The following is an 11,677-nucleotide window of genomic DNA, read 5'->3' as shown; positions in this document are numbered from 1 at the left end:
TGAGCGTGCTCCAGCCGCTCGACGCCGTCCATCAGCAGCAGCAGCTCGGATTTGAGCCGGTCGACGGTGCGCCCGGCCTTTGCCTTGTACTTCAGCGTGCGCTCCAGCCGGAACAAGGCGACGGTGGCCGCATGCGGGTAGACCTCGATGGCGAGCCGGGCGGCCGGCGACCGCGGATCGAGGTGCAGGCCCAGCGTCGCGGCCAGGCGGCCCGCGCGGGGGCCGTCGGCGAATTCGGGCTTTCCGGTGTTGCAGGGGTGGGTACCTGCCTCGTAGCTCCGGAAATCGCGGTTGAGCGCGGTCTCGGCAGGACGCTGGCCGGTCGGGTTGTTCACCACCAGCGGTGCATCGAAGGCGACCAGACAGTCGCCGCGCACATAGGGGTGCAACGCGGTCAGGATCTCGCCGTCGTCGCCGGCCGCGCCCACGCTCACCAGGGCGCCGTCGGAGTCCACGATGGCGACGCCGGTCGGGTTACGACCCGCCCACGCGAGGTCCACACCGGCGAAGTACATCCGCATAGGCTACGAGCGCGACCGTAAGCTGTGTGTTCGTGAGGACCAAGTGAGCATTCCGAATGTGCTGGCCACCCGGTACGCCAGTGCCGAGATGGTCGCGATCTGGTCGCCGGAGGCCAAGGTCGTCGCCGAGCGGCGGCTGTGGCTGGCGGTGCTGCGCGCACAGGCGGAACTGGGCGTATCGGTGCCTTCCGAAGCCATCGCCGACTACGAGCGGGTGATCGAGGACGTCGACCTGGCGTCCATCGCGGAGCGCGAACGGGCGCTGCGTCACGACGTCAAGGCGCGTATCGAGGAGTTCAATGCGCTGGCCGGTCACGAGCACGTGCACAAGGGCATGACCAGTCGCGATCTGACCGAGAACGTGGAGCAACTTCAAATTCGGCGCTCGCTGGAGCTGGTCTTCGGTCACGGCGTGGCCGTTGCCGCGCGGCTCGCCGAGCGGGCCGTGGCCTACCGCGACCTGGTGATGGCCGGGCGCAGCCACAACGTCGCCGCGCAGGCCACCACGTTGGGCAAGCGGTTCGCGTCGGCGGCCCAGGAAACCCTGATCGCATTGACCAGGCTGCGCGAATTGATCGACCGCTACCCGCTGCGCGGCATCAAGGGCCCGATGGGCACCTCCCAGGACATGCTCGACCTGCTGGACGGTGACGCGGGCAAGCTGGCCGAGCTCGAGCGGCGCATAGCCGAATTCTTAGGTTTCGCAACGGTATTGACCAGCGTCGGGCAGGTGTATCCGCGTTCGCTGGACCACGACGTGCTCTCGGCGCTGGTGCAGCTGGGCGCGGGGCCGTCGTCGATGGCTCACACGATCCGGCTGATGGCCGGGCATGAACTGGTGACCGAGGGATTCGCGCCCGGGCAGGTCGGTTCCTCGGCCATGCCGCACAAGATGAACACCCGCAGCTGCGAACGGGTCAACGGGCTGCAAGTGGTGCTGCGCGGCTACGCCTCGATGGCCGCCGAACTGGCGGGCGCGCAGTGGAACGAGGGCGACGTGTTCTGCTCTGTTGTGCGCCGAGTCGCCTTGCCGGACAGCTTCTTTGCCATCGATGGGCAGATCGAGACGTTCCTGACGGTGCTCGACGAGTTCGGTGCCTATCCGGCGGTGATCAGCCGCGAGCTGGATCGCTACCTGCCGTTCCTGGCCACCACCAAGGTGTTGATCGCCGCGGTGCGCGCCGGCGTGGGGCGCGAGACCGCGCATCACGTGATCCGCGAACACGCGGTGGCCACCGCGCTCGCGATGCGCGAACACGGAGCCGAGCCCGACCTGCTGGAGCGCCTGGCCGCCGACGAGCGCCTGCCGCTGGACCGGGCGGCGCTGGACGCCGCGCTGGCCGATAAGAAGGCGTTCACCGGCGCCGCCGGTGAGCAGGTGGACGAGGTGGCGGCGCAAGTGGATGCGTTGGTGAACCGCTACCCGGACGCGGCCAAGTACGCCCCGGGTGCGATCCTGTGACGCTGGCCGGCGCGCTCGCCGAGATCGACTTCACCGATCTGGACAACTTCGCCAACGGATTTCCGCACGATCTGTTCGCGATCCATCGTCGTGAGGCGCCGGTGTACTGGCACTCGCCGACCGACAACACCCCGGACGGTGAAGGCTTCTGGTCGGTGGCCACCTACGCGGAAACGCTTGCGGTGCTGAAGGATCCGGCGACCTATTCATCGGTCACGGGCGGTCCGCGGCCGTACGGCGGCACGCTGTTGCAGGACCTGGCGATCGCGGGTCAGGTGCTCAACATGATGGACGATCCGCGGCATTCACAGATTCGGCGGCTGGTCAGCTCGGGCCTGACGCCGCGGATGATCAGGCTGGTCGAGGACGACCTGCGGATCAGGGCGCGCCGGCTGCTGGACGCGGTGGTGCCGGGCGAGCCGTTCGATTTCCTGGTAAACATCGCCGCCGAATTGCCGATGCAGATGATCTGCATCCTGCTGGGAGTTCCCGAATCCGAACGGCATTGGCTGTTCGAGGCGATCGAGCCGCAGTTCGACTTCGGCGGTTCGCGGAAGGCCGCTCTATCGCAGCTGTCGATCGAGGAGGCCGGGTCGCGGATGTATCAGTACGGGCAGCAGCTGATCGCATCCAAGCGCGAGAACCCGACAGACGACATGTTGTCGGTCGTGGCGAACGCGATGCTGGACGACTCCGACAGCGGTGACGGATCGGTCCTGTCCGACATGGAGCTCTACCTGTTCTTCAGCCTGTTGTTCAGCGCCGGCGCGGAGACCACCCGCAACGCGGTCGCGGGCGGTCTGCTGGCATTAGCCCACCATCCACACCAATTGCAGTCGCTGCGTGGTGATCTCGATGCGCTGCCGACGGCCGTCGAGGAAATGGTGCGGTGGACGTCGCCGTCGCCCTCCAAGCGCCGCACCGCCACCCGCGACGTCACGCTGGCAGGGCAGTCGATCGAGGCGGGGCAGAAGATACAGATCTGGGAAGGCTCCGCGAATCGCGACGCCGGGGTGTTCGCGAACGCCGACGAATTCGATGTCTCCCGAAAGCCGAATCCGCACCTGGGATTCGGTCAGGGAGTGCACTACTGCCTGGGTGCCAATCTGGCCCGACTGGAGCTGCGGGTGTTGTTCGAAGAGCTGCTGTCCCGGTTCGGCGGGGTGCAAGTTGTCCGGCCGGTCGAATGGACCCGCAGCAATCGGCACACCGGCATTCGGCACCTCGTCGTGGAGCTTCGCGAAGAACCGTGACGATCCGGTTCGCTAATGTCGAGCCCTCGCCAGATGTGTTCGCCGCGGTGATGGCAACGGGAATCTTGTCGATCGGCGCGCGCAATCACGGGTACCGGTTGATCAGCGACACGATGGGCGTCATCGCCACCCTCGGCCTGGTGATCCTGGTCGCCCTGGTCGTCGCGAAGGCCTGTGTCCCCGGCCAGAAGTTGTGCTGGGACCTGACCGATCCCGACGTCACCCTGCGACTGATCACTTTCGTGGCGGCGTGTGCGGTGATCGACACTCGCTTGTCGTCGAACGTGTGGGTGGCGCGCATACTCGGCGGGGTTGGCCTGGCGTCTTGGCTGATACTGATCCTGTTCAGCGCGCGAAACATGTTGGCGCAGCGGTGGACAGACCTTCGCGACCGCGCGCACGGGGCCTGGCAACTGGGCAGCGTGGGAACCTCCGGGTTGGCGATCGTGATCGCCCGCGCGGCTCGACACACCGATCATCACTGGTGGCTCGCGGTGGCCGCGGCCGGATGGGTGGTGGCGCTGTGCATCTACGGGCTGATGACCTGGCTCACTCTCTGGCGCGTGGTGAACGAACGGCAGGACCGGGACGGCTTCGAACCCGATACCTGGATCTTGATGGGGGGCATGGCGATTGCGACGCTGGCCGGCGACAACATTCACGCCGTGGCTCCCGCCTGGCTGGCCGGGCCGGTGCGTGCGGTCACCATCGTCACCTGGGCGACGGCCACGTTGTGGATACCGCCGCTGGTCTATTTCGCGTTGCACCGCATCAGGCGTTATCCCAACACGCTGCGTTTCGCCGGTGTGTGGTGGGCCTTCGTGTTCCCGCTGGGCATGTACTCCGCGGCCAGCTTCGCCATGGCACGCGAGATCAATCAGCCATCACTGTTCACGGTTTCGCTGGTGTTCTTCTGGGATGCGCTGGCCGCGTGGCTCACTGTGGTGGTCGCCGGGCTGCTGCTCTTATCGCGGCGATTGCTGCTGCTAACTCCCGCGAATCGCGATACCGGCCGACCGTAGTTCTAGCGCGGCCAGGGCCCCGATGGTGGCCGGGTCCTCGCGGCGCCATCCGCCGACCGGATCCGCGCTGACGGCGATCAACTTTCGGGGCGGACGGTTCGTCAGCGCGCGCAGCGCAAGCAGTTGCGCGCCGGCCGGGGTTGCGGCCAGAGCGGTCACCGTCAACTTGCGCCGAAAGAATCGCAGCCGCAGAAACAACCACGGGAGCACCGCGACGAGGATCGGCACCGCAACAACCGCCATCGCCAGCAGGACCGCGAGCCAACTCGCGGCGACGTCCAGGTCGTGGCCCGCGCCCGCGATGTCCAGCGCGGCCTGGCTGGCGGAGTTGAGCGGCTTGCTCACCGTGTCGCCCACCACCGGAATGTGCTGGGCGCCGTGGCCGGCCGAGGCGAGGTTGCCGGCGATGCCGTGCGCGCCGCTCTCGACCTGCCGGCCGGCGTCGGCGATCGTCGCGATCGCGTCGTAGACCGCCAGCCCGACGAGCAGCCAGAACACCGTCCACAGGACGACGGCGAGGTCGCTGAACAGCTGGGCCGCCAGTCGGCCGGGCCTGGTGGAGTAGGGCAGAAACCGCGATGTCATAGCCCCGATCCCAGCACAAAGCCCGTTTGCGGGTGCCCGATAGGCTGACCGGATGCCTGCACTGTCCGACTACCAGCATCTGGCCAGCGGCAAGGTCCGCGAGCTGTATCGCGTCGACGACGAGCACCTGCTACTCGTCGCCACCGACCGCATATCGGCGTACGACTTCGTCCTGGACAGCACCATTCCGGACAAGGGCCGCATCCTCACCGCGATGAGCGTCTTCTTCTTCGGACTCGTCGACGCCCCCAACCATTTGGCCGGGCCGCCGGACGATCCGCGCATCCCCGACGAGGTGCTGGGCCGCGCGCTGGTGGTGCGCCAGCTGGAAATGCTTCCCATCGAATGCGTGGCGCGCGGCTACCTGACCGGCTCGGGATTGCTGGACTACCAAGCGACCGGAAAGGTATGCGGCATCCCCCTGCCGCCCGGATTGGTCGAAGCCAGCAGATTCGCCCAACCCCTGTTTACCCCAGCGACGAAAGCCGCACTGGGCGACCACGACGAGAACATCTCATTCGCGCGGGTGATCGAGATGGTCGGTCCCGTGCCCGCCAACCAGCTCCGCGACCGCACATTGCAGATCTACGTTCAGGCCGCCGATCACGCGCTCCGGAAAGGAATCATCATCGCCGACACCAAGTTCGAGTTCGGCACCGACCGCGACGGCAACCTGCTGCTGGCCGATGAGATCTTCACGCCGGATTCGTCCCGGTACTGGCCGGCCGACGAGTACCAGGAAGGCGTCGTCCAAAACAGCTTCGACAAACAGTTCGTCCGCAACTGGCTGACCCGTCCCGAGTCCGGCTGGGACCGACACGGCTCGCAACCCCCGCCGCCACTACCGGAGCACATCATCGATGCCACCCGAGGCCGTTATATCGAGGCCTACGAACGCATTTCCGGCCTGAGCTTCGACGAGTGGATCGGTCCCACCGCATGACCGACTTGCAGCTCGACGGGTTGGTGCCTCCTGTCGCCAAACGAGTGGAGAGCCGGCGCGAGCATCACGGCGACGTCTTCATCGATCCGTATGAGTGGCTGCGCGAAAAGACCAACCCCGAAGTCATCGCCCACCTCGAGGCGGAAAACGCCTACGTCGATCAGATGACCGAGCACCTCGGACCACTGCGGCAGCAGATCTTCGACGAGATCAAGGCGCGCACCAAGGAGACGGATCTGTCGGTGCCGACCCGGAAGGGCCAGTGGTGGTACTACGCGCGCACCTACGAGGGAAAGCAATACCGCGTCCAATGCCGGTGTCCGATAAGCGGACCCGACGATTGGGATCCGCCGACCCTGGACGAGGACACCGAGATCCCGGGCGAGCAGACCCTGCTCGATTCCAATGCCGAAGCCGAGGGTCACGAGTTCTTCTCCCTGGGTGCGGCCACAGTGAGCCTGGACGGTAATCTGTTGGCCTACTCGGTCGACACCCTCGGCGATGAGCGATACACGTTGCGCTTCAAAGACTTACGCACCGGCGAGCTGTTTCCCGACGAGATCGCCGACATCGGGGCCGGTGCGACATGGGCCGCCGACAACCGCACCGTGTACTACCTGACCCTGGACGACGCCCACCGCCCCGACACAGTGTGGCGGTACCGGGTGGGCTCCGGTGACGACCCGGAGCTGGTGTATCACGAAGCGGACGAAAAGTATTGGCTTGGCGTGGGACTCACCCGCAGCGAGGCCTACGTCTTCATCGCCTCGGGATCCTCGATCACCTCCGAGTACCGCTACGCCGACGCCGCCGATCCCCAGGCCCAGTTCACCGTCGTGCTACCGCGTCGCGAAGGCGTCGAATACTCGGTCGAGCACGCGGTCATCGGCGGACAGGACCGGTTCTTGATCCTGCACAACGACGGCGCGGTGAACTTCACCCTCACCGAGGCGCCGGTCAGCGATCCGGCACAGCAGCGCACCCTGATCCCGCACCGCGACGACGTCCGGCTCGACGGGGTGGACGCTTTCGCCGGCCTCCTGGTCGTCAGCTATCGGCGCGAGGCACTGCCCCGGATGCAGCTGTGGCCCATCAACGCCGACGGCACATACGCACAGCCCGAGGAGATTTCATTCGACTCCGAGCTGATGACGGCAGGACCGGCCGGCAACCCCAACTGGGCGGCGCCCAAGCTGCGGATCAGGGCGGGATCGCTGGTCATTCCGGCACGGGTCTACGACATCGACCTCGCCACCGGTGAACGCACCTTGCTGCGCGAGCAGCCCGTCCTCGGCGACTACCGGACGGACGAATACGTGGAACGGCGTGACTGGGCGGTCGCCGACGACGGCACCCGCATCCCGGTGTCGATCGTGCACCGCGCCGACATCGAATTCCCGGCGCCGGCATTGCTTTACGGCTACGGCGCCTATGAGCTGTGCACCGACCCCAGCTTTTCCATCGCCCGGCTGTCGCTGCTGGACCGCGGCATGGTGTTCGCCATCGCCCATGTGCGTGGCGGCGGCGAGATGGGCCGGCTCTGGTACGAGCACGGAAAACTTCTGGAGAAGAAGAACACCTTCACCGACTTCGTCGCGGTCGCAAGGCATTTGGTGGAACAAGACGTCACCCGGGCGCGTCAGCTGGTGGCGCTGGGGGGCAGCGCCGGCGGTTTGTTGATGGGGGCGGTGGCCAATCTGGCGCCGGAGCTTTTCGCCGGCATTCTCGCGCAGGTCCCGTTCGTCGACCCGCTGACCACCATCCTGGATCCCTCGTTGCCGCTCACCGTCACCGAATGGGATGAATGGGGAAACCCCTTGGCGGACAAGGACGTCTACGCCTACATGAAGTCCTATTCGCCGTATGAAAATGTCGAGACCAAACGGTATCCGGCGATTCTTGCGATGACATCGCTGAACGATACGAGGGTCTACTACGTGGAGCCGGCCAAGTGGGTTGCGGCGCTGCGCCACGCCAACGGCGACGGTAACCCGGTCCTGCTGAAGACCCAGATGAACGCCGGCCACGGCGGCGTCAGCGGGCGCTACAAGGGCTGGGAGGAAGCCGCCTTCCAATACGCGTGGCTGTTAGCCGCCGCCGAGGCCCAGTCGGCGTAGGCCACGCCAAGGCGGCCAACGGTCCGCGCCAGCGATTGCGCTATTCGCCGGCCGTTTCGCTCGCCGGTTTTTTCGGCAGGAACCAGGCCGGAATGAGGGTGCACACCACCAGCACGACGGCGATCACGAACACCGCGGTATACGCGTGTGAAAGATCGTGCACCACATTGGTCGAAAACCTGGGGTCGAGCGACTGCGGCGGTATCGCGGATTGGTCGATCGGCACCCCGTCGGCCGCCGCCCTCTGATGCAGGGCGGCGAGCTTGTTCGCAGCGACGATGTTGGGGCTCCGATTGAACTGGTTCGTCAGGATCATCGACATCAGTGCGGTTCCGATCGAGCCACCCACTTGGTGACTGACGCTCATCAGCGTCGTTCCCCGAGCGATCTGATGAGGCGCCAGCGCCTGCACGGAGGCGACCGAGAGCGGCATCATCGTGCAGCCCATGCCCAGACCCATGATCGCCAGCCCGACCAGCAGCGTGGGTAGATAGTGGGCCTGGGTGGCGGCCCCGACGGCGAAGGCGCTCAGGCCGGCGGTGATCAGCGCGATCCCGACCAGCACGATTTTGCCCGGGCCCTGCCTGTCCACCAGCGGGCCGGTCAGCCGCATGGTCAGCATGGCGCCCAGCCCCTGGGGAATCATGTGCACGCCCGCCTGCATCGGCGTTTGGTGCACCACCTGCTGGAAATAGCTCGGAAGCAGCAGGCCGGCGCCGAAGAATGCGCCGGCGAAGACCAGCATCGTCACATTGGCGTGGGTGAGCACCGGATTGCGGAATAGCCGCAGATCGATCAGGGGATGGTCGGCGTGATGCCACGCGTGCGCGGCGAAGCCCGCGATCAACGCCAGTCCAATCATCGCCGGTATCACTACGTGGCGGTCGGCCACGGTGCCGCGGCCCGGAATGGAGGACACCGCGAACAAGAACGTCGCCAGACCCGGTGAGAGCAGCAGCACGCCGACGGCGTCGAAGGTCTCCGACCGCGCCGGGTGATCCCGCGGAAAAATGACGGCGGCCAGCGCGATGGTGACAAATCCGATTGGGACATTGATCAGAAATATCCACCGCCAGCTCGAGGTGTCGATCAGCCAGCCGCCCAGGATCGGCCCGCCGATCGGGGCGAGCAGCATCGGGATACTCAGTATCGACATCAGGCGCCCGAGTCGCCCCGGGCCCGCTTCGCGAGTCATGATCATGAAACCCAACGGCAGCAGCATGCCACCGCCGATTCCCTGTACCACACGAAAGACGATGAGCTGCACGATGTTTGCGGCAACCGCACATAGCAGCGAGCCCAGCATGAAGGCCACCACCGAACCCATGAAGAGCCGTTTGGTGCCGAACCGGTCGGCCGCCCAGCCGGTTATCGGGATCACGGTCGCCAGGGCGAGCGTGTAGCCGGTCATCGTCCAGGCAACGACGGCCTGCGAGGAGGCGAACTGGTCGATGAAGGTGCGTTGCGCGACGCTGACGACCGTGACGTCCAGGATCGCCATCACTGTGGCCAAGATGCACACGCCGGAGATCCGCAACAGCGGGCCATCGAGCTTGTCGGGATATTCCCGTTCCTCAACGCCCGGCTGTCCGGTGGGGGCGTGCGGCAGCGGCGTTTTGGCCGATGCGTACGAAGCCTCATCCATGGCGTTGCTTAGCATATCGAACTGATCGCATCGGCCGACGCTCGCGGCGGTCGTGGTCTGGGCAGGTCCGGCAACCGAAACTTATTGCTCGGGTGAGTGCGTATACGCCTGCTGTCTGCGTGTCCTTCACCAATCCGACACTTGGGATCGGCAAACTGCTGGTGTGTCTGGAAAATTGATCGTCTCCGTCTCGGGGATTGGGGAACGCACCCTGCCCGACGTCGAGGCGTTCTGCGCGCAAATGGATGCCCGCAACGTACCGGTGTCGTTACTCGTGGCTCCCCGCCTGTCCGGTGACTACCGGCTCGACCACGACCCGCAAACCGTCGAGTGGCTGAGCAACCGTCGCGCCCGCGGTGACGCCATCGTGCTGCACGGATATGACGACGCGGCTACCAAGAAGCGTCGCGGCGAGTTCGCGATCCTGCGGGCGCATGAGGCCAACCTGCGGTTGATGGCCGCCGACCGGGTGCTCGAGCACCTCGGGTTGCGTACCCGACTGTTCGCGGCGCCCGGCTGGGTGGTGTCACCCGGTGTTGTCAAAGCATTGCCGGACAACGGATTCCGGTTGCTGGCCGATCTGCACGGGATCACCGACCTGGTTCGTCACACCACCGTCCGCGCACGCGTCCTCGGCATCGGCGAGGGCTTCCTCACCGAGCCGTGGTGGTGCCGGATGGTGGTGCTGTCCGCCGAGCGGATCGCGCGGCGGGGTGGCGTCGTGCGTGTTGCGGTCGCGGCCCGCCACCTGCGCAAACCCGGGCCGCTGCAGGCCATGGTGGACGCGGTCGACCTGGCGTTGATGCACGCCTGCACACCCACCGTGTACCGCTGGCAGCAGGCCAAAGCGGTGCTCGACGCGGCCTGACGAAGCGACTGCCTGACCTGCTCGTCCGGGGCATTACCCTGGTCCGACATGAGCGATTCTTCGGTTACGGGGTTCGACGCTGATGCCATCGTCGTCGGGGCAGGCCTGGCAGGCCTGGTCGCAGCCTGCGAACTGGTGGATCGCGGCTTGCGGGTGCTCATCGTCGATCAGGAGAACAGCGCCAACCTGGGCGGTCAGGCGTTCTGGTCCTTCGGCGGCCTGTTCTTCGTCGACAGCCCCGAGCAGCGCCGGCTGGGTATCCGCGACAGCCATGAACTCGCGTTGCAGGACTGGCTCGGCACGGCGGCGTTCGATCGTCCCGAGGACTACTGGCCACGCCAATGGGCACACGCCTACGTCGATTTCGCCGCCGGGGAGAAGCGCAGTTGGCTGCGGTCGCGCGGGCTCAAGCTTTTCCCGTTGGTCGGCTGGGCCGAGCGCGGCGGGTATGACGCGCAGGGGCATGGCAATTCGGTTCCCCGCTTCCACATCACCTGGGGGACCGGGCCCGCGCTGGTCGAGATTTTCGCTCGGCAGCTGCGCGACCGCTCATCGGTACGCTTTGCGCACCGCCATCAGGTCGACGAGTTGATCGTCGAGGGCGAGGCGGTAACGGGCATCCGGGGCACGGTGCTGGAGCCCACGGCCACGCCGAGGGGCGTCGCTTCATCACGAAAATCGATAGGGCAGTTCGAATTTCGTGCCGACGCGGTGATTGTGACGAGCGGCGGCATCGGCGCCAATCACGAACTGGTGCGAAAGAACTGGCCCAAGCGCATGGGCCGCGTCCCCGAGCAACTCCTGAGCGGGGTGCCGGCCCATGTCGACGGCCGGATGATCGTCATCTCGCAGCGGGCCGGCGCTCGGGTGATCAACCCCGACCGGATGTGGCATTACACCGAGGGCATCACAAACTACGACCCGATCTGGCCGCTGCACGGGATCCGGATCATTCCCGGTCCGTCGTCGTTGTGGCTGGATGCGAATGGAAAGCGATTGCCGGTCCCGCTCTACCCCGGCTTCGACACGCTGGGCACGTTGGAGTACATCACCAAGTCAGGATTCGACTACACCTGGTTTGTGTTGAACGCCAAGATCATTGAGAAGGAGTTCGCGCTCTCCGGCCAGGAGCAGAATCCCGACCTGACCGGACAGAGTATCCGCGAGCTGGTCCGAAACCGGGCGCGTTCAGGGCCGCCGGGCCCGGTGCAGGCGTTCGTCGATCGGGGCGTGGACTTCGTCAGCGCGAACTCGTTGCGCG

The 11,677-nt window shown here is 66.2% G+C and carries 10 protein-coding genes; 7 read left to right on the top strand and 3 right to left on the bottom strand.

From position 1 onward, the window contains the following. Positions 1 to 515: DUF429 domain-containing protein (locus tag A5652_RS07495; RefSeq protein WP_067348572.1), on the bottom strand; the 515-nt coding region annotated here is incomplete at its 3' end. Positions 516 to 564: 49 nt separating this feature from the next. On the opposite strand from A5652_RS07495, the gene purB reads away from it, so the two are divergent. Genes purB through A5652_RS07480 form a run of 3 tightly spaced genes read left to right on the top strand, consistent with a single transcriptional unit; the run spans position 565 to position 4,258 of the window. Beyond that, positions 565 to 1,983: an adenylosuccinate lyase gene (purB, locus tag A5652_RS07490; RefSeq protein WP_067348568.1), complete on the top strand. Its 1,419-nt coding sequence runs from the start codon at positions 565 to 567 to the stop codon at positions 1,981 to 1,983. Further along, on the top strand, positions 1,980 to 3,236 hold the full coding sequence (locus A5652_RS07485) for a cytochrome P450 (protein ID WP_067348565.1): 1,257 nt from the start codon (positions 1,980 to 1,982) through the stop codon (positions 3,234 to 3,236). Before purB ends, A5652_RS07485 begins: the two co-directional genes overlap by 4 nt. Further along, entirely contained in the window at positions 3,233 to 4,258 is a 1,026-nt protein-coding gene (locus A5652_RS07480) for a tellurite resistance/C4-dicarboxylate transporter family protein (protein WP_067348562.1), read from the top strand. The genes A5652_RS07485 and A5652_RS07480 overlap by 4 nt, the downstream gene beginning before the upstream one ends. On the opposite strand, the gene A5652_RS07475 is transcribed toward A5652_RS07480, so the two are convergent. After that, positions 4,223 to 4,843, bottom strand: coding sequence for a hypothetical protein (locus A5652_RS07475; protein WP_067348558.1), 621 nt, complete (start codon positions 4,841 to 4,843; stop codon positions 4,223 to 4,225). The genes A5652_RS07480 and A5652_RS07475 overlap by 36 nt on opposite strands. A 52-nt stretch (positions 4,844 to 4,895) precedes the next feature. Here A5652_RS07475 and A5652_RS07470 point away from each other — a divergent pair, with 52 nt between their 5' ends. Together A5652_RS07470 and A5652_RS07465 are read left to right on the top strand one after the other, a co-directional pair. Beyond that, positions 4,896 to 5,786 carry a phosphoribosylaminoimidazolesuccinocarboxamide synthase gene (locus A5652_RS07470; protein ID WP_067348555.1) on the top strand — a complete coding sequence of 297 codons (891 nt, stop codon included), beginning with the start codon at positions 4,896 to 4,898 and terminating at the stop codon, positions 5,784 to 5,786. Then, a complete protein-coding gene (locus A5652_RS07465; protein WP_067348552.1) occupies positions 5,783 to 7,903 on the top strand; it encodes a S9 family peptidase in 2,121 nt (706 codons plus the stop codon). The genes A5652_RS07470 and A5652_RS07465 overlap by 4 nt, the downstream gene beginning before the upstream one ends. Before the next feature lie 40 nt (positions 7,904 to 7,943). Here the strand turns inward: A5652_RS07465 and A5652_RS07460 are convergent, their stop codons facing one another. Beyond that, entirely contained in the window at positions 7,944 to 9,563 is a 1,620-nt protein-coding gene (locus A5652_RS07460; RefSeq protein ID WP_067348550.1) for a DHA2 family efflux MFS transporter permease subunit, read from the bottom strand. Positions 9,564 to 9,711: 148 nt separating this feature from the next. Here A5652_RS07460 and A5652_RS07455 point away from each other — a divergent pair, with 148 nt between their 5' ends. Both A5652_RS07455 and A5652_RS07450 read left to right on the top strand, forming a co-directional pair. After that, positions 9,712 to 10,416, top strand: coding sequence for a DUF2334 domain-containing protein (locus A5652_RS07455; protein WP_067348548.1), 705 nt, complete (start codon positions 9,712 to 9,714; stop codon positions 10,414 to 10,416). Between the two features lie 48 nt (positions 10,417 to 10,464). Beyond that, positions 10,465 to 11,677 (top strand): FAD-binding dehydrogenase (locus A5652_RS07450; RefSeq protein WP_067348546.1); only part of this gene is annotated, 1,213 nt, incomplete at its 3' end.

It is taken from the genome of Mycobacterium sp. 1165178.9 (assembly GCF_001673555.1).
In the GTDB taxonomy this organism is placed as follows: Bacteria; Actinomycetota; Actinomycetes; order Mycobacteriales; family Mycobacteriaceae; genus Mycobacterium.
The sequence above is the reverse complement of the archived record's forward strand: the minus strand, read 5'-3'. Positions and strand labels throughout refer to the sequence as shown.